The following is a 26,361-nucleotide window of genomic DNA, read 5'->3' as shown; positions in this document are numbered from 1 at the left end:
AGCGATGAAGGTTTTGATCATTGGCGGGGGCGGGCGCGAACATGCGCTGGCGTGGAAAGCGGCACAATCGCCGCAGGTCGAGACGGTTTTCGTGGCACCGGGCAATGCCGGGACCGCGCGCGAGCCCGGACTGACCAACGTTGCCATCGATGTCATGGATAGCAAAGGGCTGATCGCCTTTGTTCGCGACAACGCGATCGAGTTGACCATCGTGGGGCCGGAAGCGCCGCTCGTCGCCGGCGTCGTCGATGCGTTCCAGGCCGCGGGGCTTTCGATCTTCGGTCCGAGCGAAGGCGCCGCGCAGCTCGAAGGTTCCAAGGCCTTCACCAAGGATTTCCTGGCGCGCCATTCGATTCCGTCCGCCGATTATCAGACTTTCAGCGACGTCGCGCCGGCGCTGGCCTATCTCGGGAAGATGGGGGCGCCGATCGTGATCAAGGCCGACGGCCTGGCCGCGGGCAAGGGCGTCGTCGTGGCGATGAGCGAAGCCGAAGCCGAAGCGGCGATTCGCGACATGCTCGAGGACAACGCCTTCGGCGACGCCGGGGCTAGGGTCGTCATCGAGGAGTTTCTCGACGGCGAGGAGGCGAGCTTCATCGTCATGGTCGACGGCGAGCACGTGCTGCCGATGGCTACCAGCCAGGATCACAAGCGCGCCGGCGATGGCGATACCGGCCCCAACACCGGCGGCATGGGCGCCTATTCGCCGGCCCCCGTGGTCACCGAGAGCGTCTATCAGCGCATCATGGACGAGGTGATCCTGCCCACCGTCCGCGGCATGGCAGCCGAAGGTCATCCTTATACCGGCTTTCTCTACGCTGGGTTGATGATCGACGCCGACGGCGCTCCCAGAGTGATCGAGTACAACTGTCGTTTCGGCGATCCGGAAACTCAGCCGATCCTGATGCGGTTGAAGAGCGATCTGGTGGCGCTATGCCAGGCCGGGCTGGAGCGCCGTCTCGACCAGATCGAGTGCGAGTGGGATTCGCGTGCCGCAGTCGGCGTGGTGCTGGCGGCGGAAGGCTATCCCGGTGACTATCGCAAGGGTGACGAGATCGGCGGGCTCGATGCCGCGGATGCCGCCGGTTGCAAGGTGTTCCACGCCGGCACTCGCCTCAGCGACGATGGTCGCGTCGTCACCAGCGGGGGCCGTGTGCTATGTGTGACCGCTCTCGGCGAGACGGTCGGCGCGGCGGCATCGCAGGCCTATGCCAGCGTCGAGGTAGTCCGCTGGGCCGGCGCCGAGTACCGCCACGACATCGCCTATCGCGCCATCGCCCGAGAGCGTCGGTCAACCTGAGAAAACCTGTCGACCGGCGTGACAAGAGCGCCGGCCGTCCTGCAAGTCGGGTATGTAGAGAAAGTCAGTTACTGAGAGACAGTCAGTTAGAAAATCGGGCAGTTTAGAGACAAGGGAATCCGCGATGCAGCGAGTGACGTGCCAAAGAATGGCCGGACAACGGATCGACTTCTCGAGCGATCTCGGGAGTTCGTTGAATCTCGTCGTCGGGGAGGCCTGGCATGTCGCGTGAATTTCCGATCATCGCGGTGACCGGCTCCTCGGGGGCCGGCACCACCACGGTCAAGCGCACCTTCGAGCGCATGTTCGCCCGCGAGGATGTGCACGCCGCGTTCATCGATGGCGACGCCTTCCACCGTTATTCCCGGGCGGAGCTGGCCCAGATCCTGCAGACCGAGCCGGAGCGCAAGGCCGAACTTTCGCATTTTTCGGTCAACGCCAACCTGCTCGATCAGCTCGACGCGCTGTTCCAGGAGTACGGCGAGAACGGCAAGGGAACCTATCGCCACTACATTCATGCCGAAGACAAACGCATGATCGAGGCGGGCTGGCAGGTCGGCACCTTCACCGACTGGCAGCCGATTCCCAGCGGTACGGATCTGATGCTCTACGAAGGGCTTCACGGTGGTCTGGTCACTCACGAGGTCGACATCGCCCGGCACGTCGACATGCTGATCGGCGTGGCGCCGACCATCAACCTCGAATGGCTGCAGAAGATCGATCGCGATACCAAGCTGCGCGGCTACTCCCAGGAAGCGGTCATCGATACCATTCTCGGACGCATGCACGATTACGTGCGCTATATTCAGCCCCAGCTGTCGCGCACGCACATCAACTTCCAGCGTGTGCCGACGGTCGATACCTCCAACCCGTTCGAACTGCAGGACGTACCCAATGACGGCGAGTCATTCGTGGTGATTCGTTTCCGGGATCCCGCGGCGGTGGACTTTCCCTATCTGGTCACCATGATTCATGATGCCTTCATGAGCCGGCCCAACACGCTGGTCGTGCCGGGCGCACGGCTGTCATTGGCGATGGATCTGATCCTCGCGCCCCAGGTGCGCCAACTGCTGGCCCAGCGTCGCTTTCGCTGAGCGCCAGCCGCCGCAGCCGGCAAATCATCTCGAACTCAGGAGCTTTCATGGAGCCGACACTCTTCAGCAAGATCATCGATCGCGAAATAGCCGCGGATATCGTCTATGAAGACGACCACGTGCTGGCGTTCAACGACATCAATCCGCAGGCGCCCACGCATATCCTGATCATTCCCAAGAAGCCGATCGCCACGCTCAATGACATCGAGGAAGGCGATCTGGCGCTGGTCGGGCGGCTGCAATACACCGCGGCCAGGCTGGCCAAGCAGCTCGGCTTCGCCGAAGACGGTTATCGAGTGGTGATGAACTGCAACGAAGCGGGCGGTCAGTCGGTCTATCATATCCACATGCATCTGCTGGGTGGCCGTTCGATGCAATGGCCGCCGGGCTGAGGGAAGACGCGTTCGAGGCGCATCTTGTGCCAGCTCGTCGACAATAGTCGACCTTGTTCAGCCGTTAGATTGCCAGGAGACATCGATGACTCGCCAGATTTCCCGCGCCGATAATCTGATTCACCAGTTCGATACCGTGCTGCGTACGCTGGTGCCCAAGGCCGCTCAGCCGAGTCGCCCATCGCCGGCCAACGTCCAGCCCGAGAGCGCCCTGAACGATGAGCAGCGCCATCAGGTCGCGGGGTTGATGCGTATCAATCATACCGGCGAGGTCTGTGCCCAGGCGCTCTACCAGGGCCAGGGGCTGACGGCCAAGCTGACCGAGACCCGCGAGCGCATGGAAGAGGCCGCGGCGGAGGAGATCGACCATCTGGCCTGGTGCGATCAGCGCCTGCAGGAGCTCGATAGCCGCACCAGCTATCTCAATCCGGCGTTCTACGCCGCTTCTTTCGGGCTGGGCGCATTGGCCGGCGCCATCGGCGACCGGGTCAGTCTCGGCTTCGTGGCGGCGACCGAAGAGCAGGTCGGGCGGCACCTCGAAGCCCATCTGCGCAAATTGCCGATGGACGACAAGCGCTCGCGTGCGGTGCTGGAACAGATGCGTATCGACGAAGCGCAGCACGAACTCTCGGCGCTGGAATCCGGTGGCCAGCGCTTCCCGCTGCCGCTGAAGTGGGGCATGCGGCTGGTGTCGAAGGTCATGACGACGAGCGTCTATCGGATCTGAGCGATGAGCTACGAGCTACGCGCTACGAGCTACGAGCTACGAGCTACGAGCTACGAGCTACGAGCTACGAGCTACGAAACACGCCAGCGANNTCGCTGGCGTGTTTCTTGCTGATCGGTTGGCTTTTCTCGGCGGTTCGCGGCTTACGCCTCGACGATTTCGTAGTCGTGGGTGATTTCGACGCCGCCCTTGGCGAGCATCAGCGAAGCGCTGCAGTATTTCTCGGCGGAGAGGTCGACGGCGCGCTTCACGACGGCGTCTTTCAGCCCCTTGCCGGTGACGACGAAGTGGACGTGTATCTTGGTGAAGACGCTGGGCGTGCCGTCGAAGCGTTCGGCTTCCAGCGTGGCGACGCAGTCGGTGACTTCGGCGCGAGCCTTCTCGAGGATCTGGATGACGTCGAACGAGGTGCAGCCGCCGAGACCCATCAGCACCATTTCCATCGGCCGCGGGCCGGTGTTGCGGCCGCCGTTGTCCGGGTTGCCGTCGATCACGACGCTATGACCGCTACCGGATTCGGTGACGAACTGGCGGCCGTCTGTCCATTTGACTGTGGCTTTCATGATGAGAGTTCCTTGCTGGGGATTCGTTGTCGAATCGCGCGGTGGATGATGGCGGCAGGATAACATCCTCGCCGGACGTCAGCTCGACGCCGAGTCCGAAACGAGCCTTGCTTCCAGCTCGGCCAGCCGTTCCGGGGTGCCGACGTCGACCCAGTCGCCAAGATGATGCCAGCCGCCGACGCGACCCGCCTGCATCGCATCCACCAGTAGCGGCGCCAGCTTGGCAACCGTGCCGACTGGAAGATCGGCGATCAGCTGGGGGTGAATGACGCCCAGACCGGCGTAGATCAGGCGCGGTTCGCCCTCGGCGTGCAGCCGCCCGCGATCGTCGAGATGGAAATCGCCACGGCGGTGGAAATCGGCGGTGTCGACCATCACCAGCGAAGCCAGATCGCCCTCGGCCAGGGCGAGTCGTTCGAGCGGAAAATCCGTCCATACGTCGCCGTTGACCAACACGAAGGGCGCCGCGTCCAGTTCGGGTAGGGCCTGGCGGAGCCCGCCGGCCGTTTCCAGCGGGGTCTCCTCGATGCTGAAGGTCAGAGAGACGCCAAAGCGTTCGCCATTGCCGAGGGCGTCGATGATCTGCTGCGCCCGGTAGCTGACGTTGATGACGATGTCGTGAATCCCCGCTGCCGCCAGACGTTCGAGGTGGTGGACGATCAGCGGCTTGCCGGCGACCGGCAGCAGCGGCTTGGGGCAGTGATCGGTGAGCGGGCGCATGCGGGTGCCGAGACCGGCGGCGAGAATCATCGCTTTCATGATATCCCTCCGGCGCCGCTGGTCGTTCTGTGCTCGGCCAGGCGGGCTTCCATCGCCGGACGGTAGCTCTCGCGCAGCCAGCGATGGAACTCGCCGAGCGCCGGTAGCGCAGCAAGCCCTTCGTCGAGATGGGCGTAGAAGTGGGGCAGCCATTCGAGATAACGCGGCTTGCCGTCGCGCAGGTAGAGGCGGCAGAACTGGCCCAGGATCTTGAGCTGGCGTTGGGCGCCGATCGCCTCGACGTCGGCCCGGAAGCTTTCAGCGTCGAGATCCGGTGCGATTCGCCCGGCGACGACGCAGCGCTGGCGAAAATCCTCGATCCAGTGGTCCATCTCTTGCCGCGACCAGCGGTGATAGCGGCCTCGCAGCAGCGATATCAGGTCATAGCCGAGCGGGCCGGCCAGCGCGCCCTGGAAATCGATGATCCACAGCCGGTCCTGATGAATCATCAGATTCATGGCGTCGAAATCGCGATGCACGGCGACAGTGGGGAGTGTCGCGATATGGCCGAGCAGATGACGCTTGACCTCAGGCCACTGCGACGGCGTTTCGATACCCAGCCAGCGTGTCAGGCCCCACTCGGGGAAGCGGTCCATCTCTTCTTCAAGAAAATCGAGGTCGTAACGTGGCAGCGAAACGCTTGGAGCGCGCTGCTCGATCTCGTCGAGTACGACAAGCGCACGGCTCGTGCCCGCCCGCGCGCCGGCGTCGGTATCGAAGTGGTGATGCAGGCTGTCGTTACCGAGATCGTCGAGTTCGATGAAGCCCTGTTCGAGATCGACGGCATGGATCATCGGTACCGGCAGGCCCGCGGCGTGCCATTCACGGCCGATAGTCACGAAGGGTTGGCTATCCTCCAGCGCCGGTGGCGCATCCATGACGATCCGGGTGCTGGCGTCGGAAAAAATGACGCGACAGTAACCGCGAAGACTGGCGTCACCGGCGACGGCTTCCAATCGACATGCCTCTGGCGCAAGGTGATGGTGGGCAGTGATCCAGTGGCGAAGAGCATCGAGGCGCAAGGTCATGCGGTTTTCCGGTCGTTGGGGCGTGGCTCAATGTCGTGTGACGATCGAGATGACGGTCGTTGAGGTGGCTCGTCGTCGCCCGATGCCGCAGCGAGTTGACGGGCCGGGAATGGCACCGCATGCTGGGTTCCATTCTGGGCGCGCCGTGCGAACCGTGCCTCGCCCGACGGTACGAGACAGTGCTTCGCGCAGCGATCATGAGTCTCGCAGGGCGACCGTGATGGTGGCTCCGCGACCGTCGGTCAGTGTGCCGCTTTTGTCCGGCGCCGCCAAATCGTAGAGCCTCGCCAGCCCTGGGGGCATCGCTGAATCGATAGGCGTCACTGAATCGATAGATATCGTCGGCTTCTGTAGCAGCGTTCGGCCAAGGCCCAGACGGTTCAACAAGGAATGGCTTCGCGGCAAGTCCCGTCGAGGTCTGTATACTACCGGCTCCACACGGCAAGGACACAGAGGACATGGGCAAGCGACTGGTCTGGACTGCCCTGACTGGCCTGATTTCATCGACGGCTCAGGCGGCGCCCCCCGCACCATTACCGGCGGATCAACTGGACTGGGCGCCTTGGGGCGATCAGGCACCGGCCGGCGACCTTTGTGGTGGCCGCTATATCGAACCGGGCTATATCCTGCCCGAGGGCAAGACCCCCGAAGAAGTGCTGTCCGACTCGGGGTCGGCCGAGTACGGCAACGACGGCGAAACCATTCTGGGTGGCAATGTCGTACTGCGTCGCGGCGGAAGCCAGCTCGAATCACCGCAGGTTCGGGTCAACGCCGCCCGGGATACGGCCTTTGCCGATGGGCCGCTGACGATTCGCTACCCCGGTATGCTGGTGCGCGGCGAAGACGGCCAGGTCTCACTCGATAGCGATGCCGCCCGCATCGATGACGCCCACTACGTAGTCCACGACCAGCGCTTGCGGGGCGATGCACGGTCGATGCAGCGCCTCGACGACGGCCGTTATCGGATGACCGAGGCCAGCTTCACGACCTGTGCGCCGGACAGTCGCCTGTGGCGACTGGTGGGCAGCGACGTCACCATCGATCGCGAGCAGGGCTACGGCACCGCTTCCAACGCGCGACTGGAAATGGGCGATGTGCCGGTCTTCTACTGGCCATGGGTTCGTTTTCCCATCGATGATCGGCGTCAGAGCGGCTTTCTGTGGCCGACGATGGGGATTTCCAGCGACGGCCTCGATTACAGCCAGCCTTACTATCTCAATCTGGCGCCCAACTACGACGCCACGATCACCCCACGCGAGATCACCGACCACGGCCTCATGCTGGGCGGCGAATTCCGCTATCTGTTCGGCAGCGATCAGGGAACCGTCGAAGGTGCCTACCTGCCCAACGACAGCGGCGGCGAGAGCGAGAACCCCAACGATCCCGATGATGCCTTCGACGGCGAAGATCGCTGGTACATCGACTATAGCCATTACGGTCAGTTCAGTGATCGGCTGGACTACGCCATGCGTTATGGCGCTGCCAGCGACGGGCGTTATTTCGATGACTTCGGGCGTGATTTCGGCGAGCAGGACACCGAATATCTCGAGCGGCTGGCGCGTCTGAGCTACCAGGGCACGACCTGGAATCTCGATGCGCGAGCCCAGGGCTACCAGCGCATGGATTATCCGCTGGACGAGAACGATCGGCCCTATTACAAGCTGCCGAGCCTGTCCGCCAATGCACGCTGGGATCAGGACAACGGCTTCTATCAGGAGTGGAATTCCAACGCGACGTACTTCTGGCGCGATCTTCATGGGGTCGACAGTGACGGCTTCTGGGAGGACGAAGAGACCGGCAATACTCGCCAGATTCGGCTGCGCGAAGCGGCCAACGGCTCGCGCGTCAACCTGACCCCGGCCATCGGCTGGCGTGGGCAGCCCAGCTGGGGTTTCCTGGAGCCGCGCTTCCAACTGTGGCAGACCGACTACCAGCTCGATTACGGCAACCGCAACACGGATCGCGACGAGAGCCTGTCGCGCACGGTACCGGTCTCCTCGCTGGACTCCGGCCTGATCTTCGAGCGTGACGTGTCGATGTTCGACCAGCAATGGAAGCAGACCTTCGAGCCGCGGCTCTATTACGCCTACGTGCCGGAGCGCGACCAGTCCGAGCTGCCGGACTTCGATACCGACGAGCGAGCGATCTCCTGGAGTCAGCTGTGGTCGCCGTATCGCTTTACCGGGTCCGATCGCGTCGGCGACGTCGACAAGCTTTCCTATGGCGCCTCGACCCGATTCCTCGAGGACGACACCGGGCGCGAGCGGCTGTCGCTATCGGTGGGGCAGAGCGCATACTTCTCCGATCGCAATATCGACATGGACGGCGATCCGGATACTCTGCCGAACAAGGAAACCGACTACGAGGATTGGTATCGTGCCACGCGCGATCGCTCGCCGGTCATCAGCCAGCTGGACTGGCGCATCAACGACCAGTGGCGTACGCGTTACGAATGGTTCTACGATGCGGACCGCTCCAAGACCGAAAAGGCGTCGGCCTACCTGCAGTACCTGAGCCCGGCCGGCCACGTGGTGAACCTCGGCTACCGTTGGCAGCTCCAAGGGTTCGACCCCTCGGGTGAAGACGACGATCGGCTGAGCTACAACCGCGAGGATTACGATGTCTCGTTCGCCTACAAGGCTACGTCGTCGCTGGACCTGATCGGCCGCTATCTGTACGACAACACCAACAGCCGCGATCTGGAAACCCTGGGCGGCGTCCAGTTCAACAGCTGCTGTAGCGCCGTGCAGGTGGTTTGGCGTGAATGGGTCGAGGACAACGACACCGCCAATAACACGGACGACGACTACACCGATCGCGGTCTGTTCCTGCGCTTCGTGTTCAAGGGCCTGGGCGGCGTCGGTCAGGAAGCCGACAGCTACTTCGAGCGGTCGGTGCCGGGTTATCAGGCGACGCAGTTCTGATAGACGGGCAGAATCGAGAAACAGGCTGTCGAGATTCGTCGATCGAAAGCCTCGGTTCAGCAGTCAACGAGAGCCAGCCGGTCAACGAACGCGGTCAATCAATGTATAACGGCGGGCCCGCAGGGCCCGCCTCTCCATCAAAGCAAGAGAGGTAGGCATGCGTCTTAGAGTATGGATCCCCCTGGCGCTGGGAATGCTGCTGTCGCCGTTGCCCGCAATGGCGGAAGTCGTGCCGCTGGATCGTATCGTTGCCGTGGTCAACGACGATGCCATCATGCACAGTCAGCTCGAAAGCCGCGTTGCCCAGGCACGCGACCAGCTCCGCTCCAACAACATCCAGATGCCCCCCGAGCAGGCGCTGGAGCGTCAGGTGCTGGATCGGATGATCGTCGAACAGATCGAGCTGCAGATGGCCGACGACGCCAAGCTGAGCATCGACGAGACCCAGCTCAACACCACCATGCGTGGCATTGCCAAGAACAACGGCATGAGCCTGGAAGAGTTCGCCGATACGCTGGAAAAGCAGGGCCAGAGCCTGGCTGAAGTGCGCGAGCAGGTCCGCCGTGAGCTGCTGGTTCGGCAGGTCCAGCAGAGCCAGGTGGCCAGCAAGATCACCGTTTCCGATCGCGAGGTCGATCGCTTCCTGGCCCAGCGCAGCGAGAACAGCAACATGGCGTATCACCTGGCGCAGATCCTGATCGCGGTGCCGCAGTCGCCGACGCCGGATCAGGTGACCCAGGCCCAGGCCGAGGCGCAGAAAATCTACCAGCAGCTTCAGGATGGTGCCGACTTCCAGCAGCTGGCCGTGGCAGAATCCGACGATGCCCAGGCGTTGCAGGGTGGCGATCTCGGCTGGCGTCAGGCGGCACAGATTCCGTCCGTTTTCGCCGACGTGATTCCCGATCTCTCCAAGGGCCAGGTCAGCGAGCCGATTCGCAGCCCCAGCGGGTTCCATCTGGTCAAGTTGCTCGATACCCGGGGCGGCGGCAGCGAGCAGATGAGCCGCGATCAGGCCAGCCAGGCGATCTTCGAACGCAAGGTTAACGACGAGATCGAAGCCTGGATCCAGGAGATCCGCGCCAGCGCCTATATCGATAACCGTCTCGATAAAGAGTGATGGCATCGCCGGTACTGGCATTGACCACCGGCGAGCCGGCCGGCATCGGCCCCGAGCTTGCCCTGGCGGCAGCTCGGGACTGGCAGCGGCTCGACGCGACAGTGGTCGCCGTGGGCGATCTGGATCTGCTGGCCGAACGCGCACGGCACCTGGGCTGGTCGATCGAGCTGGAAGTTCTGACCCCCGGCGACCCCTTGCCGGCGCCGGTCAACGGCAGGCTGCCGGTATGGCCCGTCTCGCTGGCAGCACCTTCGACGGCTGGCCGTCTTGATTCTGCCAACGCCGGCTACGTGCTGAAGACACTGGATGTTGCCATCGAGGCCTGTCGGCGGGGAGTGGCCGACGCCATGGTGACGGCGCCGCTGCACAAGGGCGCGATCATCGACGGCGGATACGCTGGTTTCACCGGCCATACCGAGTATCTGCGCGACGCCTGCGGTGTCGACGAGGTGGTGATGATGTTGGCCACCGAGCGTACCGCCAGACCGCTGCGGGTGGCGTTGGCCACCACCCATCTACCGCTTTCGATGGTGCCCGGCGCGATTACCGATGCGGGTCTGACTCGCGTCACGCGCATTCTGGCTCAAGAGCTGACGCATCGATTCGGCATCGTTTCGCCCCGGATACTGGTCTGTGGGCTCAATCCGCATGCGGGAGAGGGCGGTCATCTAGGCCGCGAAGAGCTGGAGATCATCACTCCGGCGATGGACCGACTGCGCGCGGCGGGTCTCGATATCGTCGGCCCGCTGCCGGCGGATACGCTATTCACGCCACGCCATCTCGATCATGCCGACGCCGTGCTGGCGATGTACCATGATCAGGGCCTGCCGGTACTCAAGTATGCCGGGTTCGGGCAGGCCGCCAATATCACGCTGGGCCTGGGTTTGGTACGTACCTCCGTCGACCACGGTACCGCGCTCGATCTCGCCGGTAGCGGCGTGGCCGACGTCGGCAGCCTTCGGGTCGCCTTGCAGGTTGCCCGGCAGATGGCCGCCCGCGCCCACTGAAGGAATTCGCTTTTCATGTCTACACGTTCCTCCGATCGTTCCCCGTTGCCTCGGGCCCGGAAACGCTTCGGTCAGAATTTTCTCCAGGATCTCGGCGTGATCTCGCGCATCGTCCGGGCCATCGGCCCGCGTGCCGGAGATCGCCTTGTGGAGATCGGCCCAGGGCAGGGTGCCCTTACCGGCCCGATTCTCGAGGCCAACGGGGCGCTCGAAGTGATCGAACTCGATCGCGATCTGATTCCCGGTCTGCGGGTCCAGTTCTACGACTATCCCGACTTCACGATTCACGAAGGCGATGCGCTCAAGTTCGATTTCCAAGCATTATCGCAGCAGGATGGCCGGCCGCTGCGTGTCGTGGGCAATCTGCCCTATAACATCTCGACGCCGCTGATCTTCCATCTGCTGGCGGCTCGGGGCGCGATTACCGACATGCACTTCATGCTGCAGAAGGAAGTGGTCGAACGCCTCGCGGCCGAGCCCGGCGGAACCAACTGGGGCCGGCTGTCGGTGATGACCCAGTACCACTGCGAGGTTGAATCGCTGTTCGTGGTCTCGCCGGATGCTTTCGTGCCGCAGCCCAAGGTCGACTCCGCGATCGTGCGGCTGACGCCGTTTGCCGAGCTGCCTTCACCGGCCAACGACGAGGCGCATTTCTCCGACGTGGTGCGGCAAGCCTTCGGGCAGCGACGCAAGACGCTGCGCAATAACCTCAAGGGCGTCATCGAGGTCGAGGCGCTGGAAGCGCTGGGCATCGATCCCGGGCGTCGGCCGCAGACGCTGCGTGTCGACGAGCTGGTCGCCATCAGCAACTATCTGACGAGTGCGGGTGCGACGGACGGCGATTCGACGGACGGCGATTCGATGGGCAACGCTTCGACGGACAGCCCGGTAACGAGGAGCCCTTCATGAGCGAGGCGCCTCCCACCGTTACGGTCGAGATCGAGCCTTCGTTCCGCGAAGACGAATCGTCACCCGGCGACAAGCGCTTCGTGTTCAGCTACACGGTGACCGTTCATAACCAGTCCGAGCACAGCGTGCAGCTGCTGTCGCGCTACTGGAAGATCACCCAGGGCCACGGCAAGGTGCAGGAAGTACGCGGCAACGGCGTGGTGGGCAAGCAGCCGACGATCGCCGCCGGTCACAGCTTCCGCTATACCAGTCGCGCGGTGATCGAGTGTCCGGTGGGCGTCATGCAGGGCAGCTACACCTGCGTCGATCTCTCCAGTCAGACCTCCTTCGATGTCGCCATCGCGCCGTTTCGCCTGGCCGGTCCCAATCAGATCCACTGACTGAAGAGATTCGACGACCACCAGAATGGCGTTTCTCTATCGGCATCGCATCATCACCAGGATCGTATCACCTACACGAGGAATGGCATGGCAACCTACGCAATCGGCGATCTGCATGGCTGCTACGCCGAGTTCGAAGCGCTGTTGGCACGGCTCGACTTTTCGCCCTCTCGAGACCATCTGTGGCTGACCGGTGACCTGATCAACCGGGGGCCCGACTCGCTGGGGTGCCTGCGCAGGAGCGTGGCGCTGGATGGCGCCGCCAGCGTGGTACTGGGCAACCATGATCTACATTTGCTGGCAGTGGCACGCGGTCATGGCAAGCTCAAGCGCCATGACACCCTGACCGAAATTCTCGAAGCGCCGGATCGAACCGAAATGCTGGAGTGGCTGCGTCGTCAGCCGCTGATGGTTACCGATAGCCAGCATGACGCTTTCGACAGAGCCAGTATCGACAGAAACTATGTGATGACCCACGCCGGGCTGCTGCCGCAGTGGTCGATAGCGCAGGCCAGCGAACTGGCCGCCGAGGCGGAAGCCGTCTTGCGCGGTGACGATGTCGATGACTTTCTGAGCGTGATGTACGGCAATCTTCCGGCGCGATTCACGCCTGAGCTGACCGGCCAGGACCGTATTCGGGCCATCATCAACGTTTTTACCCGCATGCGCTTCATCGCCGCCGACGGCACGCTGGATTTCGCCGCCAAGGAGGGGCTCGACAGCGCCCCGGCGGGCTTCGCGCCCTGGTTCACCTACCCACGAGAGCTTTCGAGCGAGTACTCTCGTGAGGAGCCGCGTGAGTATGCGCTTGCCGAGGATAGGATTACGCTGATCTTCGGCCACTGGGCGGCGCTGGAAGGCGTCACTCCAGAGGCGCGAGTCGACGTGGAAGCGTTGGATACCGGCTGTGTGTGGGGCGGTTCGTTGACCGCCTTCGATCTCGGCAGCGGCGAACGCATCGAAGAACCCTCCCGGCGTGGGAATCGCTGAATCGTTCTGGCGACCCCTGCCCAGCGCCCGATTCGTCTCAAAACTTAGCCCTTTCCTCATCCCCGATCAGGAGTGATCCATGACTCAGTCCTTCGAACACCTCGATCCGACGACGCTGGCGCAATGGCTGAGCGAAGGGCGGCCGTTGCAGCTGGTCGACATTCGCGATCCGCTGAGCTTCTCGCAGGGTCATATCCCCGGCAGCCGCCATCTCGATAACACCACGGTGGCGGACCTGGTGGAAAAGACGCCCGGTGAAACGCCGCTGGTGGTGGTCTGCTATCACGGCCATTCCAGTCAGCAGGCCGCGAGCTGGCTCGCCGGCCAGGGCTTCGACGAGGTCTACAGCCTGGATGGCGGCTTCGTGGACTGGGAGCATCGCCGACCCGAGAGCGTCGAGCGTTAGGTTTTTGCCCCGAACTTAATCACGGAGCCAGGCGATGAACACGCAACCCGATTCACGTCTTGACCCGCGACTCAACGGCCTGGAGGTCTATCTGGTCGGCGGCGCCGTTCGCGATGCCCGACTGGGGTGGCCGGTCGGCGACCGCGACTGGGTCGTGGTCGGCACCACGCCGGAATCGATGCGCCAGCGCGGGTTCAAGTCGGTCGGTCGGGATTTTCCGGTCTTCCTGCATCCCGATTCACACGAGGAGTACGCGCTGGCCCGCACCGAGCGCAAGCAGGGTCACGGCTATACCGGGTTCGAGGTTCACGCCAGCCCCGACGTCACGCTCGAGGCTGACCTCGCGCGGCGCGACTTCACCATCAACGCCATGGCCGAGACGCCGGACGGCGAGCTGATCGACCCCTATGGGGGCGCCGCCGATCTCGCCGCCGGACAGCTCAAGCACGTCTCGGCGGCGTTCGTCGAAGATCCTCTGCGCGTGCTGCGGGCGGCCCGGTTTCTGGCCCGCTATCGCAAACTGGGTTTCACGATCGCAGCGGAAACCCAGGCGCTGATGGGTCAGCTGGTGGCCAGTGGCGAGATGCGTCATCTGGTCGCCGAACGCGTCTGGACCGAGACACACAAGGCCCTCGGCGAAGCCGAACCCGGCGCTTACTTCGAGACGCTCGACGACTGCGGGGCACTGGCCGAGCTGATGCCGCCGTTGGCGACGCCGGCATTGGCCAACGTGATTGCCAGGCTCGGTCGCGTGCCGGACGAGTCCACGACGTCGCAGCAGGCGCTGTGGCGCTGGGCGCGACTCGGCGAGCATCTCGAGGACGTCGAACAGGCCCGGCTCAACGACGCCGTCAAGGCGCCCAATGCGTACCGGGATGCCATGCGTCTGGCCGCCCTGTCCCGTCGTTTGCGTCGACAGCTGGACGGTGAGCGGCCCGCGGCCGAAAGTGATCGCGCCGAAGCGATCATGACCTGGCTCGACGCCATCGATGCCTGGCGACGGCCGGAGCGGGTGGCGCCGCTGCTGGCTTTGATCGCGCATGATGACGGTGAGCTGGCGGACGACCTGGCGCTGGCCTGGCGGCTGGCCGCGCAGATATTGCCCCAGGCGCTGCTCGATGACGGCTTTCGCGGCCCGGAACTGGGCAAGGAGTTGTCGCGACGTCGCGAAGAGACGGTGCGGGAGGCGCTGGAAGGCCGCTAGCGCGACGCCGAGGTCGCAAACGACAACGCCCGCTGCGTGTTTCACGCAGCGGGCGTCTTGCGTCAGTCCATCTCGTTTGCCTAGATGAACAGGCCAATAATCAGCGCCATCACCAGCCCGATCACCCCGATGAGAGTCTCCATTACCGTCCAGCTTCTCAGCGTCTGTGCCTCGGTCAGGCCGAAATAGCGGTTGACCAGCCAGAAGCCGGAGTCGTTGACATGGCTCAGCACCGTGGCGCCAGAGGCGATCGAGATCACCAGCAGGCCGAGCACCGGGCCGTCGAGATTGAGCGTGGTGATGACCGGCGCCATCAGGCCGGCGGCGGTGATCATGGCTACCGTGGCCGAGCCCTGAATCACGCGGACGGCGGCGGAGATCAGGAACGCCAGCAGAATCGGCGGCAGCGCACTGTCGGCCATGATGTTGCCCATCACTTCGCCCACGCCGGAGTCGATCAGCACCTGCTTGAACACGCCGCCGGCACCGGTGACCAGAATGATGATGCCGGCCGGCTCCAGCGCCTTGGTGGCGACTTCCATGACCTGTTCACGACTCATGCCGCGGCGCGTGCCCAGCAAGGTGAACGCCAGTAGCGTGGCCAGCGTCAGTGCCACGAACGGATGACCCAGGAAGGTCAGGGCGGCCAGGACCGGGCTATCGTCCGGCAGAATGACGCCCGAAACGGTATTGAGCACGATCAGCGCCAGCGGCAGCAGAATGATCGCCAGGATCAGCTTGAAACTGGGCAGGCCGGTGGTATCGACGTCGTTTTTCGGCAGATCCATGTACTCGGGGATCTGCGCGTCGATGCGCTTGGCGATCCAGCGGCCGAATAGCGGACCGGCAATGATCATGGCCGGCAGGCCACAGATCGCACCGAACAGGATCACGTAGCCGAGATCGGCGCCGATCAGCTTGGCGACGGCAATCGGGCCTGGCGTCGGCGGGATGAACGAGTGGGTGACGGCGAGCCCGGCCAGCAGCGGAATACCGTAATAGAGCAGCGAACGTTTGGTGCGGCGCGACAGTGCATAGATCAATGGCACCAGAATAATGAACGCGACGTCGAGAAAGACCGGGATGGCCACCAGGAAACCGGTGACGCCCATCGCCCACTGCGAGCGATTCTCGCCGAATTTATCGAGCAGCGTGCTGGCCAGACGGTCGACACCGCCGGAAACTTCCAGCATCTTGCCGAACATCGCGCCCAGGCCGACGACGGTAGCGACGAAGCCCAGCGTACCGCCCATGCCTTTTTCGACCGTATCCAGCAGCTGGTCGACGTCCATGCCGGTAAACAGCCCGACCAGCCCGCTGACCACCAGCAGGGCGACGAACGCGTGCAGGCGCAGCTTCATGACCAGATAGAGCAGCACGATGATGCTGCCCAATGCGGCAAGTATCAGGGAAGTGGGGCTATCCATGGCAACGAAAATCCTTTGTGAGAACACGTGACGCAAGAGCTGGATATACGCCCTTGGTGGCGTTGTGCTTCGCGGTAGAGTTGGAGAAAATGAATGTTACCGGTAACAAGTCGGTCTCAACAATGCACCTAAAGGTGTAGAGACAATCACGGCCAAATTGGTTTAGGCCAAACCGTCGCCGAGTGGGTCCGGATTCCTCGATAATCGAATCGGGCGAGTCGCCGGGCTGAAGGGGGCGAGGGCTCGACGCGAACGACGCAGGCATCAGCCAGCTATGCGAGAATCGTTCGGTCAAGAATCACTGGGTCAAAAATCACTGGGTCAAGAACCGCTCAAGCATCAATCACACACGCATCAATCGGAAGGCAACGTCATGGACGCAAAGATGGGTCAGCGCATCGTCGTGATGGGCGTATCGAGCTGCGGCAAGACCGAAGTCGGGCAGCGACTGGCGACCGCACTAGGCGGACGTTTCCTGGACGGGGACGACTACCATTCGCCGGAGAGCGTCGCCAAGATGTCTCGCGGCGAGCCCCTCGACGACGACGATCGCGCAGGCTGGCTGAACCGGCTGGCAGAGTTTCTGGCCGAAGCCAAGGCGCAGGGGGAGACGCTGGTCATCGGCTGCTCGGCACTGAAGCGCCGTTATCGCGATATCCTGCGCAAAGGCGACGAGGCCCTGACCTTCGTTCACCTCGCCGGAAGCCGCGAACTGCTGCTGCAGCGCATTCAGTCGCGTCGCGATCACTTTTTCAAGGGTGAGGCGATGCTCGACAGCCAATTGGCCACGCTCGAGGCACCGGGCAATGACGAAGCCGTCACCGTCGATATCGCCGGGACGCTCGAGCAGGTGGTCAATGAATCGGTATTGAAACTCGAAAAGCGCTTTCTGGCTGCAGAGCGGTAAAACCCGGTGTGATGAAAAGCCGGTTTGATACCTCCGTCACAGACTGCCGCCGCGCCGAATCCGGAATCCCAGATCCTCGCTGATCGGCGCCAGCGGTGCGCCCTTGAGCCGTGCCAGTAGCCGTGTGGCGATGGTATCGCCAATGCGGCGTCGCGGGGTTACAACGGTTGCCAGCGGCGGCGCGGTCGCCTCGGTGATGTCCAATCCGTTGAAGCCGGCCAGGGCCAACTGCGCTGGCACGTCGAGACGGCGCCGCTGGCATTCGAACAACGCGCCGGCGGCCAGATCGTCGTTGCCGCAGAAGATGCCCTCCAGATCCGGCCATCGCTCCAGCATCGATGCCAGCATCTCGCCGCCCAGCCGGTAGGAAGAGGGGTGCGGCGTCGTCAGGCAGCGCTCGGTCGACAGGCCCGCCTGGCGCATGGCCGTTTCCCAGCCTGCCAGGCGCAGCTGCGCACGATAATCCATGCGCGCGCCAAGAAAGCCGACCCGCCGATAGCCCTGATCGAGGAACGTTTGCGTCATCGCCCTGCCGGCCTCGTGCTGGTCGAGCCCGACGTTGATGTCCAGCGGCGTCTCGGTCAGTTCCAGCGTCTCGACCACCGGCACCCGGGCCCGGGTCAGCAGGCGGCGAGCATGATCGGTATGGCGAGAGCCGGGCAGAATCAGCGCCTCGACGCCGTAGCAAAGATAGGTATCGATCAGCCGCTCCTCCTCGAGAATCGAATAGCCGGTATGACCGATCAGTACCTGATAGCCTGCGGCGCCGAGCCCTTCCTCGATACCGCGCTGGATCTCCGAAAACACCGAATTGGAGAGTGAGGGAATCAACAGAGCCACGCTGTGCGAGCGCCCGCTCGCCAGCGCCCCGGCGGAATGGTTGGGGATGTAGCCGAGCTCGTCGATGGCGGATTCGATCCGCAGTCGCAGCGCCGCGGAAACGAGATGGGGTTCACGCAGGGCGCGTGACACCGTGACCTTGGTGACGCCGACACGTTCGGCAATATGCTGAAGCGTGACGCGCCCCGACGAACGACGCGGCATGGCAATCCCCGGAAGCGAGTGGTTATGACCGGTTGTTGTTTCGGTTGTTACCGGTAACTTCTAGGCAGATTATCATGTGTGGTTTGACCCTTTCCTTTGGGCCATCGTCGTAGATCGCGGGAGTGATCGGGTGAGAATGATGGCTCGAGGTCAGAATGACAGCAACAGCAGAATCAGCGGTGGTGACAGCAGCGACAGCAGAAAGCCGCTGACGATGGCCAGCGGTACACAGGTGATGCCGCCGTACTGCTGGATCACCGGGAGGCTCACATCCATCGACGTCGCGCCGGCGTAGCCGATCGCCAGCGGCATAGCGCGGCGAATGAACAGCGGCACCAGCAGGAAGGCGAGCAGTTCCCGGGCCAGGTCGTTGAAGAAGGCCGCGCCGCCGAGCACCGGCCCGAGCTGGTCGCCGATCAAAATCCCGGAGAGCGAATACCAGCCGAATCCTGACGCCAGCGCCATACCTTCGTTCCACGGCAGTTGCAGCAGCGGTGCCGCGATCAGCCCTGCCAGCATCGAACTCACGAATACCGTCACCGCGATCGCCAGCCCCAGCCGATTGAGCAGAATCTGGCGCAGGCCGAGTCCGGAATTACGCAGCTGACAGCCGATCAGAAAGAGCAGGGCGTAGAGTGCCCAGGTTGCCAGTGTTTCCGCCAGCGGAGCCAGGTGCCAACCGAGAGTTTGAGCGCCCGCGCCGAGACAGACGCCGAGCAGCACGACCCCTGCCAGCTGCAATGACCCTAGCATCGCCTGCAGCTTGCCGGCGGGAGCCGAACCGCCCTCGTCGCTATCCACCAGCGGTTGACAGCGCGCCAGCCGTCGCCGCGATAACCAGGCCAGCGCCAGCAGATTGATCGGCGAGATCACCACGAACAGCACCAGCGCCGTGGCTCCGATCCGCGATAGCTGGCCGAGCAGATCTTCGAGCCCGCCGAGGCTCACGCCCATCAGCAGCAGAATCACGTAGACCGAGGCGCCGACACCTTGATCGATCGCCTGACGGATCCCGGCCTGGTGTACGGGTATCAGGTAGCCCACGATCAGAGGGAGCAGAATCCACAACAGTCCAAGCAGCATGCCGACTCCAGGCGCGTATCAATGAAAAGCGAGCACAACACGAAAACGGACGCCGATAAATCGGCGCCCGTGAATGGGCAAGAACTCTAGAGGATACGTGTCGAAGAGGGAAGACAGCCGGACGGTTATTGCTCGGCGGTGCTTCCTGTGGCGTCGTTCGGCTGATCCAGTGCCAGATCGGTCAGCGTTAGGTGGCTACGCTCCTCACCCTCTTTGACGTAGCGCATCTTCAGCAGCAGACCCGGTATCTCGCGGTGGAAGGTGAAGTAGAGATGGCGATCACGCTTGTCCGGATCCCAGGTATCCACGGTAACGCCCGGAAACGTACCGGCCGGCGTATCGATATCGCCGCGATCTGTCACGCGGTAGTAGAGCGTTTCCGTCTTGCCCTTGTGGTTCTGGTAGTCGAGCTCGCAGGGCGATACCTGCGTGCTGGCGCAGCGGGCGTCAGGCGCCTTGCGCGACAGCTCGAACAGCGCCGTCTGGCGGTCCGGCAGCGACTGCAGCTGCGACTGGTCCAGGTGATACTCGTCGCCGATCCCCACCAGCGAGTACGCGCTGGTGTAGTCGAGCGCCTGCACGCGGTCACCGTCCAGCTCGAACCGGCCGCGCTCTTCGCCGCTGGCGACCTTGATGCTGGCGCGCATGGCGCTCTCCCAGACATTGTCCCAGCCACCGCCGGGTTGCGAGTCATTGCCCACGCGCGACAGCTGGTGGGTGATCGTCGCGTCCGGCCAGCCACTGATGTCGAGCTGATAGTGGGCGGTGAACGGCGTCGGCGCGGCGAATATCGAGCCGCTCCAGCAAAGCATGGCGACCAGAAGGGCGGCGATGCGAGGTTTGAATAGGCTCGTCGGCATCGGAGCTCCTATGTGAAAACTAGAGTCCCCTTCAGACGTCGTTTGCCCGGTCAGGTTCCGCCCATCAAAAGTTCAATACCCCGCCTCGGGATCGATGGTCTCGACCGCCTTGCCTTTCGACATCGCGTCCAGCGCGTCGGCGACCTGATCGGCGGCAGCGCCGATCGGCGTCGGCCCGGCCATGTGCGGGGTGATCAGGATGCGCGGATGGCGCCATAGCGGGCTGTCTGATGCCAACGGTTCACTCGGGAACGCATCCAGCAGAGCGCCGCGCAGGTGGCCTTCCGACTCTCCATCGCCGAGCGCGTCGAGCAGGGCGGGCTCGTCGATCAGCGTGCCGCGACCGGGGTTGATCAGGCTGGCGCCATCGGGGAGCTTGGCCAGATTGTCGCGGTCGATGATGTGGCGCGTGGCCGGGGTGTCCGGCAGCAGGGTGATCAGCGTCTTGACCTGTCGCAGCAGCGTGTCGAGCCCGTCGTCGCCGTGATGGCAGGTGAGTCCGTCGATCTGTTTGGGCGAGCGACTCCAACCGAGGACCGGATAACCATCGGCGGCGAGCATCTGCGCCACCCGCGTGCCGATGGCGCCGAGACCCAGCACACCGATCGGCCAGTCGGGCTTGTCGACGACCGGCACCTCGCGCCATTCGCTCGTCGCCTGCTGGCGTCGGTAGCGGTCGAAGTCGCGCTGGAAATGCAGTACGCCGTAGCGCGCATAGTCGCCGATCAACTCGCCCATACCGGCGTCGCGCAGCTTGACGATGGGGAGCTCGCGGGGCAGCGAGGGGTTCTGTAATAGGGCATCCACCCCGGCACCCAGATTGACGATGCCCTTGAGCGCCGTCTGTTCGTCGAACACCGAAGCCGGCGGCTTCCAGGCGACCAGGTAATCGACCTGCGGGTTGCCGCTGTCCTTCGCGACGACAATTTCGGCGGTCGGCAGGCGCTCGCGCAGAATATGGCGCCATTGCTCGGCATCGTTGTGATAGATCAGGACTCGCATCTCGGCTCCGTCGTCGCTGTATGGTCATGTCTCGTCATCATGGCAGGTTGTCCATGGTGAAAGAAATCGGCGCGCAGCTTGGCGGGTTGGCTCGCCAGTTGACGCTGTTTGCGCAGCTCGCAGCTCGCAGCTCGCAGCTCGTCGCTCGTGGCCTTCAATAAGCGATTTCCAGCATCGGCGGCGGCGCTTCGCCCAGCAGTTGGCTTAGCACGTCCAGCCCGCTGGCGAGACGCGCCAAGTCCGGCTCGGCTCCCAGACTGATACGCACGCGGCGCGGCATGGCGGACTGTTCGACCAGAAACGGCTGCGCGGTGGTGATGGCGACGCCTTCCTGGCGTGCCTGCTGCTGTAGCTCTTCCGCTCGCCATGGTTCGGGCAGTGCCAGCCAGATATGCAGGCTGCTGGGGCGCGATTCGATGGCATGGCCCGCCAGCTTGCGGGCGGCCAGCGCCTGACGCTCCGCCAGCAGTTGGCGCTGCTCATGCGCCAGGGTGTCGACCATGCCGCTGGCCAGCCAGTAATCCGCAATTTCGAAGACCAGCGGCGTCGCCATCCAGCTGGTGGCGCGCAGTCTCGGCAGCGTGTGATGCATCTGCCCGCGGGGCACGCTGAGATAGCCGGCGCGCAGCCCGGGGACGGTCGCCTTGGTCAGGCTGGTGACGTGGAAACTCTGCTGGGGCAGGCGGGCGGTCAACGGGATCAATCCCACGGGCTCCAGTAGTGCATGGACGTCGTCCTCGATCAGCCACACATCGTGACGCAGCAGGATATCGGCCACGACATCGCGCCGGGCGTTCTCCATGGTGGCGCCGGTAGGGTTGAGCTGGGTCGGCGTCAGGCAGACCGCGCGCGGGCGGTATTTGACGATGGCCGCCTCCAGCGCTTCGGGAATGACGCCCTGTTCGTCGATCGCCACGCCATGGAGCTGGAAGCCGAGCGTGCGGGCCAGCGCGATCAGACCGTGGTCCGTCAGCGTTTCCGTCAGCACGATATCGCCATGCTGGACGACCGTGGCGATCGCCAGCATCAACCCATGGGCGGCGCCGTTGCAGAGCAGCCGATCGTCGGTCTCGCCCGGCACGCCGAGACGCTCCTTCAGCCACGCGTTAGCGCGTTCGCGCTGGTGCTGAAGACCGGCGATCGGCCTGCAGGCGCCGATGACGTCGGCGTGGGCCGTTTCCGCGAGTTCTGCCAGCGCCTGCCGGAAGCGTCGATGATGAGACGGCGGGCACACCGGATGGGCGATCGACAGATCGATGGGGGCGGCATCGGTGACCGCCGCCGGTGCTCGCAGGTACTCGTTTTCGGAGTCGCCTTCGGCATCGCGAATCCAGGTGCCACTGCCGACACGCGCCTGAACGAGACCGCTCTTCTCGGCCTGTTCGTAGGCTCGAGATACCGTCTGCACGCTGACACCCAGCGTCTCTGCCAGCTCACGATGCGTCGGCAGGCGCATGCCCGGAGTCAGCACGCCGTGGCGGACCGCCTCGGCGAGGGCGCGGGCGATGGAAAGGTATTTGGGGCCGTGGCCGCCAAGGAAGGGCGTCAGGTCGATTGTCATGATGCAATAAAGCCTTTGACGGCACGCTGAGCGACGATGCTACTATCGTCCTCGATGCATTGACCGATAATTGTCATGAATATTACGGTTTAAATCATGACAATTTCTCACCCGGTCGGCAAGCGGCAGGACATTCGACCCGAACCCCTCGATGGCCGATGTCTCGATCATTCAGTCCCGTTAGTCGAGTGGCGCCATGTTTCAGGTTTCCTTGCCTTTCTCGCGTGAAGAGTACGCCAGCCGTTTGCACAAAGTGCGCGTTTCCATGGCGAATCGCGGAATCGATGTTCTCGTCGTCAGCGACCCCTCCAACATGGGTTGGCTGACGGGTTATGACGGTTGGTCGTTCTATGTGCATCAGTGCGTGCTGGTGGGCCTGGAAGGCGAGCCAGTCTGGTACGGGCGGCGCCAGGACGCCAACGGTGCCTGGCGTACCTGCTGGATGGACGCCGAGCGCGTGCGCTACTACCCCGACTACTACGTTCAGAATCCGGACATGCATCCGATGGAGTATCTGGCCCAGTCGGTGCTGCCGGAATATGGCTGGCATACCGGCAATGTCGGGCTGGAGATGGACAACTACTACTTCTCGGGCAAGGCCTACGTCAGCCTGCTCAAGGAGTTGCCACACGCGCAGCTGATCGACGCCACGGCGCTGGTCAACTGGTGCCGGGCGATCAAGTCGCCCCAGGAGATCGCCTACATGCGCACGGCGGCGAGAATCGTCGAGTGCATGCACACGCGGATCATCGAGATGATCGAACCGGGCCTGGCCAAGAGCAAGCTGGTGTCCGAGATCTACCGCGTGGGCACCGAAGGCTGGACCGACGAGCATGGCACGGTCCATGGCGGCGACTATCCGGCGATCGTGCCGCTGCTGCCGACCGGCAGCGACGCCGCCGCGCCGCACCTGACCTGGGACGACACCCCGTTTCGTAAGGGCGAGGGCACGTTTTTCGAGATCGCCGGCTGCTACAAGCGCTATCACGCGCCGCTATCGCGGACCGTTTTTCTGGGCAAGCCGCCGCAGGATTTCATCCGCGGCGAATCGGCCCTGCTCGAAGGGATCGACAACGGGCTGGCGGTGGCCAAGCCCGGCAATCGCTGTGCCGATATCGCGCTGGCGCTGGGCGCGGCGATGGACAAGTACGGCTTCGATCGCGGCGGCGCGCGCTGCGGCTATCCGATCGGGATCAGCTATCCGCCGGACTGGGGCGAGCGCACCATGAGCCTGCGTCCTTCCGACGAGACGATCCTCGAGCCCGGCATGACTTTTCACTTCATGCCCGGCATGTGGATGGACGACTGGGGCCTCGAGATCACCGAAAGCATCCTGATCACCGAGAACGGCGCCGAGCCGCTGTGCAATTTTCCGCGCCAGCTGTTCGTCAAGTAAGCCGGATCAGCTGCTGGTCAAATAAACCGGATCAGCTGTTGGTTAGATAAGCCGCGGCAGCTGTTCGTCAAATATGTGCATTAAACAAGAGTCGCCGGTCGTTGGTGGAACGAGGCCGGATAGCGGGCCTGAGGCCCGCCCGGGATCCGCCCCGCCCGGCTATTTTGCTACCTTTCAATGACGCGCCTGTTAGCGATTCGCTGCGGCGCGTCATCCGTTTCATTGAGGAGAGTTCGCATGTCCGCAACCCTGCGTCCCAGCCCGATCAGCGCCACCGTCGACTTCGATGCCCAGGGCGTTCAGCACGGTTTTCTCAAACTGCCGATCTCCATCGACACCTCTGCGTGGGGCGCGGTGATGATCCCGATCACCGTGGTCGCCAACGGCGAAGGGCCGACGGCTCTCTTGACCGGCGGCAATCATGGCGACGAGTACGAAGGCATCACCTCGCTGCTCAAGCTCGCCAGTACGCTCAAGGCAGAAGACGTGCGCGGTCGCGTAATCATCGTGCCGATGATGAACACGCCGGCGGCAGAAGCGGGCAAGCGAACGTCGCCGCTGGATGGCGGCAACCTTAATCGCAGCTTTCCCGGCGACCCCAATGGAGGCGTGACGAGTCAGATCGCCGACTATTTCACTCGGGTGCTGGTACCGATGTGCGACGTGGCGCTGGATCTGCACTCCGGCGGTCGCACGCTGGACATCGTGCCGTTCGCCGCGGCGCACCGGCTCGACGATCTCGCCCAGGAGCGCGCGAGTCTCGCCGGCGCCGTCGCCTTCGGCGCGCCTTACGCGATGATGATGTTCGAACTCGATGCCACCAAGCTTTACGACACCGCGGTGGAGTCCCAGGGCAAGACCTTCGTCACCACCGAGCTCGGCGGCGGCGGCACCTCGACGCCGCAGAGCCTGGCGCTGACCGAGCGCGGCGTGCGCAATTTCCTGATTCACTATGGGTTGATGGCTGGCGAGATCGAGAAGCCGACCGAACCCATGATCTACGTCGATATGCCGGATGCCAGCTGCTACGTGCAGAGCGAGCATTCCGGCCTGCTGGAACTGACGCTGTCCCTGGGAGAAATGGTTCAGCAGGGCGACGTGCTGGCGCGTGTCTACGACATGAGTCGCACCGGCGCAGTGCCGGTCGAATATCGCGCCCAGCGCGACGGCGTGCTGATCGCTCGGCGGTTCCCGGCCAAGGTGGGGATGGGCGATACCATCGCTGTGGTCGCGGAAGTGGTCGAGTCGCTGGAACGTGAGGGTTCTTTATCGGCCCCGAAGCCGGCCGAATGAGACTCGATCGCTACGACCTCAAGATCCTCGAGATTCTCAGTCACGACGGCCGGATTACCAAGTCGCGGCTGGCGGAGGCGATCAGCCTCTCCGTCAGCCCGTGCTGGGAACGAGTGAAGCGGCTGGAGAAAGCCGGGGTCATCGAAGGTTACAGCGCCCGCATCAATCCCGACGCCATCGTCAAACGCACGCCGGTGTGGGTGCAGATCGAGCTCAAGCAGCATAACGCCGAGAGCTTTCAGCGTTTCGAGAGCGCCATGCGCGATGAGCCTGTCGTTGCCGAGTGCGTCGCGGTCGGCGGCGGGGTCGATTATCTGGTCAAGATCGCTGCCGACAGCATCGACGCCTATCAACGCCTGATCGATGCCTGGCTCGTATCCGATCTGGGTATCGAGCGCTACTTCACCTACATCGTCACCAAGACGGTCAAGCGCGAAGGGCCGCCGGTACTGCCTTCAATATCGGACTAGCTCGTTAGATGGTGTTTGAGCTTTTCGCAGTCATATGAAGTGATCTCGAAAGGGTTGTCATCCGGGTCCTTGAAGTAGAGAGACCACGATAATTCGTGGTCTTCGAGTGTTGGCGGCTGTTTCAAACACTTCTCGAGATGCTCTTTCCAAGCGATAAATTCCGCAGCATCGACGCCGAATGCGATCGTGGCGTGCCTGTCGCTGGCCGGGCGCTCGAAAAGCGAGAGACAAACAGCTCGCTCATCGTCTGCAATCATCAATGGGCCATCCGCAGTGGCCCACTGCTCGAATTCGGTAACTCGCTTTAAGCCGAGCGTGTCGGCGTACCACTTTTCGGCGGTCGCTCTGTCGAGAACATGAACGTGCATGTGATCTATCTGCTTGAAACGCGGTGTCATAAAATTTTCCTTGATGGCGAGCAATTCAGCATTGAGTGGTGAACGTCTGTTGGATCAAGTCACCGGCGATGACGATGAAGTAACGCTTTTTGAATGGCTTGGCTTTCTATCAGTCGCTCA

At 63.4% G+C, this 26,361-nt stretch carries 26 protein-coding genes; 16 read left to right on the top strand and 10 right to left on the bottom strand.

The genetic code is table 11. The annotated features are described in order from the left end of the window. Positions 1-4 precede the first annotated feature (4 nt). The 4 genes from purD (at position 5) to coq7 (ending at position 3,513) form a co-directional block, all read left to right on the top strand. Positions 5-1,300 carry a phosphoribosylamine--glycine ligase gene (gene purD, locus DOM58_RS00735; protein ID WP_110691396.1) on the top strand — a complete coding sequence of 432 codons (1,296 nt, stop codon included), beginning with the start codon at positions 5-7 and terminating at the stop codon, positions 1,298-1,300. Positions 1,301-1,521: 221 nt separating this feature from the next. Further along, a complete protein-coding gene (locus DOM58_RS00730; protein WP_075563607.1) occupies positions 1,522-2,394 on the top strand; it encodes a phosphoribulokinase in 873 nt (290 codons plus the stop codon). 47 nt (positions 2,395-2,441) lie between these two features. After that, the gene (locus tag DOM58_RS00725; RefSeq protein WP_075563606.1) at positions 2,442-2,786 is read left to right on the top strand and encodes a histidine triad nucleotide-binding protein; all 345 of its coding nucleotides are present in this window, start codon (positions 2,442-2,444) and stop codon (positions 2,784-2,786) included. Between the two features lie 85 nt (positions 2,787-2,871). Continuing rightward, positions 2,872-3,513: a 2-polyprenyl-3-methyl-6-methoxy-1,4-benzoquinone monooxygenase gene (gene coq7, locus DOM58_RS00720; protein ID WP_110691395.1), complete on the top strand. Its 642-nt coding sequence runs from the start codon at positions 2,872-2,874 to the stop codon at positions 3,511-3,513. Positions 3,514-3,656: 143 nt separating this feature from the next. Here the strand turns inward: coq7 and DOM58_RS00715 are convergent, their stop codons facing one another. The 3 genes from DOM58_RS00715 to DOM58_RS00705 all read right to left on the bottom strand — a co-directional run bounded on the left by DOM58_RS00715 (position 3,657) and on the right by DOM58_RS00705 (position 5,863). Continuing rightward, the gene (locus DOM58_RS00715) at positions 3,657-4,076 is read right to left on the bottom strand and encodes an OsmC family protein (protein ID WP_075563604.1); all 420 of its coding nucleotides are present in this window, start codon (positions 4,074-4,076) and stop codon (positions 3,657-3,659) included. Between the two features lie 78 nt (positions 4,077-4,154). Next, a complete protein-coding gene (gene murU, locus DOM58_RS00710) occupies positions 4,155-4,835 on the bottom strand; it encodes an N-acetylmuramate alpha-1-phosphate uridylyltransferase MurU (protein WP_110691394.1) in 681 nt (226 codons plus the stop codon). After that, positions 4,832-5,863 carry an aminoglycoside phosphotransferase family protein gene (locus DOM58_RS00705; protein ID WP_110691393.1) on the bottom strand — a complete coding sequence of 344 codons (1,032 nt, stop codon included), beginning with the start codon at positions 5,861-5,863 and terminating at the stop codon, positions 4,832-4,834. Before DOM58_RS00705 ends, murU begins: the two co-directional genes overlap by 4 nt. A gap of 458 nt (positions 5,864-6,321) precedes the next feature. Here DOM58_RS00705 and DOM58_RS00700 point away from each other — a divergent pair, with 458 nt between their 5' ends. The 8 genes from DOM58_RS00700 (at position 6,322) to DOM58_RS00665 (ending at position 14,800) form a co-directional block, all read left to right on the top strand. Further along, positions 6,322-8,787: an LPS-assembly protein LptD gene (locus DOM58_RS00700; protein ID WP_075563601.1), complete on the top strand. Its 2,466-nt coding sequence runs from the start codon at positions 6,322-6,324 to the stop codon at positions 8,785-8,787. A gap of 157 nt (positions 8,788-8,944) precedes the next feature. Continuing rightward, positions 8,945-9,904, top strand: a complete 960-nt coding sequence (locus DOM58_RS00695) for a peptidylprolyl isomerase (protein ID WP_110691392.1) — start codon at positions 8,945-8,947, stop codon at positions 9,902-9,904. Continuing rightward, positions 9,904-10,911 (top strand): 4-hydroxythreonine-4-phosphate dehydrogenase PdxA, encoded by a 1,008-nt coding sequence (gene pdxA / locus DOM58_RS00690; protein ID WP_157957468.1) that lies wholly within the window; start codon positions 9,904-9,906, stop codon positions 10,909-10,911. The genes DOM58_RS00695 and pdxA overlap by 1 nt, the downstream gene beginning before the upstream one ends. 15 nt (positions 10,912-10,926) lie before the next feature. Further along, positions 10,927-11,820: a 16S rRNA (adenine(1518)-N(6)/adenine(1519)-N(6))-dimethyltransferase RsmA gene (gene rsmA / locus DOM58_RS00685; protein WP_110691390.1), complete on the top strand. Its 894-nt coding sequence runs from the start codon at positions 10,927-10,929 to the stop codon at positions 11,818-11,820. Then, positions 11,817-12,200, top strand: coding sequence for a Co2+/Mg2+ efflux protein ApaG (apaG, locus tag DOM58_RS00680; protein WP_110691389.1), 384 nt, complete (start codon positions 11,817-11,819; stop codon positions 12,198-12,200). The genes rsmA and apaG overlap by 4 nt, the downstream gene beginning before the upstream one ends. 87 nt (positions 12,201-12,287) lie before the next feature. Further along, a complete protein-coding gene (locus DOM58_RS00675; RefSeq protein WP_110691388.1) occupies positions 12,288-13,190 on the top strand; it encodes a symmetrical bis(5'-nucleosyl)-tetraphosphatase in 903 nt (300 codons plus the stop codon). A 79-nt stretch (positions 13,191-13,269) separates the two neighbouring features. Further along, positions 13,270-13,596 carry a thiosulfate sulfurtransferase GlpE gene (gene glpE / locus DOM58_RS00670; RefSeq protein ID WP_110691387.1) on the top strand — a complete coding sequence of 109 codons (327 nt, stop codon included), beginning with the start codon at positions 13,270-13,272 and terminating at the stop codon, positions 13,594-13,596. Positions 13,597-13,630: 34 nt separating this feature from the next. After that, a complete protein-coding gene (locus DOM58_RS00665) occupies positions 13,631-14,800 on the top strand; it encodes a tRNA nucleotidyltransferase/poly(A) polymerase-related protein (RefSeq protein WP_110691386.1) in 1,170 nt (389 codons plus the stop codon). A gap of 80 nt (positions 14,801-14,880) precedes the next feature. On the opposite strand, the gene DOM58_RS00660 is transcribed toward DOM58_RS00665, so the two are convergent. Then, positions 14,881-16,227 carry a GntT/GntP/DsdX family permease gene (locus tag DOM58_RS00660; protein WP_075563593.1) on the bottom strand — a complete coding sequence of 449 codons (1,347 nt, stop codon included), beginning with the start codon at positions 16,225-16,227 and terminating at the stop codon, positions 14,881-14,883. A 373-nt stretch (positions 16,228-16,600) separates the two neighbouring features. Here DOM58_RS00660 and DOM58_RS00655 point away from each other — a divergent pair, with 373 nt between their 5' ends. After that, positions 16,601-17,134 (top strand): gluconokinase, encoded by a 534-nt coding sequence (locus DOM58_RS00655; RefSeq protein ID WP_110691503.1) that lies wholly within the window; start codon positions 16,601-16,603, stop codon positions 17,132-17,134. A gap of 36 nt (positions 17,135-17,170) precedes the next feature. On the opposite strand, the gene DOM58_RS00650 is transcribed toward DOM58_RS00655, so the two are convergent. The 5 genes from DOM58_RS00650 to ehuR form a co-directional block, all read right to left on the bottom strand. Continuing rightward, positions 17,171-18,178, bottom strand: a complete 1,008-nt coding sequence (locus tag DOM58_RS00650) for a LacI family DNA-binding transcriptional regulator (protein ID WP_188113756.1) — start codon at positions 18,176-18,178, stop codon at positions 17,171-17,173. Between the two features lie 150 nt (positions 18,179-18,328). Continuing rightward, positions 18,329-19,261 carry a LysO family transporter gene (locus tag DOM58_RS00645; RefSeq protein ID WP_110691384.1) on the bottom strand — a complete coding sequence of 311 codons (933 nt, stop codon included), beginning with the start codon at positions 19,259-19,261 and terminating at the stop codon, positions 18,329-18,331. 125 nt (positions 19,262-19,386) lie between these two features. After that, on the bottom strand, positions 19,387-20,121 hold the full coding sequence (locus tag DOM58_RS00640; protein WP_110691383.1) for a hypothetical protein: 735 nt from the start codon (positions 20,119-20,121) through the stop codon (positions 19,387-19,389). Positions 20,122-20,193: 72 nt separating this feature from the next. Continuing rightward, positions 20,194-21,123, bottom strand: a complete 930-nt coding sequence (locus DOM58_RS00635) for a 2-hydroxyacid dehydrogenase (protein ID WP_110691382.1) — start codon at positions 21,121-21,123, stop codon at positions 20,194-20,196. 154 nt (positions 21,124-21,277) lie between these two features. Continuing rightward, a complete protein-coding gene (gene ehuR, locus DOM58_RS00630; RefSeq protein ID WP_110691381.1) occupies positions 21,278-22,684 on the bottom strand; it encodes a MocR-like ectoine utilization transcription factor EhuR in 1,407 nt (468 codons plus the stop codon). 196 nt (positions 22,685-22,880) lie between these two features. Between ehuR and doeA the strand changes: the two genes are divergently transcribed. The 3 genes from doeA (at position 22,881) to DOM58_RS00615 (ending at position 25,843) form a co-directional block, all read left to right on the top strand. Beyond that, on the top strand, positions 22,881-24,080 hold the full coding sequence (doeA, locus tag DOM58_RS00625; RefSeq protein WP_110691380.1) for an ectoine hydrolase DoeA: 1,200 nt from the start codon (positions 22,881-22,883) through the stop codon (positions 24,078-24,080). Between the two features lie 237 nt (positions 24,081-24,317). Next, positions 24,318-25,373 carry a N(2)-acetyl-L-2,4-diaminobutanoate deacetylase DoeB gene (gene doeB / locus DOM58_RS00620; protein ID WP_110691379.1) on the top strand — a complete coding sequence of 352 codons (1,056 nt, stop codon included), beginning with the start codon at positions 24,318-24,320 and terminating at the stop codon, positions 25,371-25,373. Next, entirely contained in the window at positions 25,370-25,843 is a 474-nt protein-coding gene (locus tag DOM58_RS00615) for an Lrp/AsnC family transcriptional regulator (RefSeq protein WP_110691378.1), read from the top strand. Before doeB ends, DOM58_RS00615 begins: the two co-directional genes overlap by 4 nt. Here the strand turns inward: DOM58_RS00615 and DOM58_RS00610 are convergent. After that, on the bottom strand, positions 25,840-26,241 hold the full coding sequence (locus tag DOM58_RS00610; RefSeq protein ID WP_110691377.1) for a VOC family protein: 402 nt from the start codon (positions 26,239-26,241) through the stop codon (positions 25,840-25,842). The two genes, DOM58_RS00615 and DOM58_RS00610, sit on opposite strands and share 4 nt — an antisense overlap. Positions 26,242-26,361 lie beyond the last annotated feature (120 nt).

It is taken from the genome of Salinicola halophyticus, assembly GCF_003206695.1.
In the GTDB taxonomy this organism is placed as follows: domain Bacteria; phylum Pseudomonadota; class Gammaproteobacteria; order Pseudomonadales; family Halomonadaceae; genus Salinicola; species Salinicola halophyticus.
The sequence above is the reverse complement of the archived record's forward strand: the minus strand, read 5'-3'. Positions and strand labels throughout refer to the sequence as shown.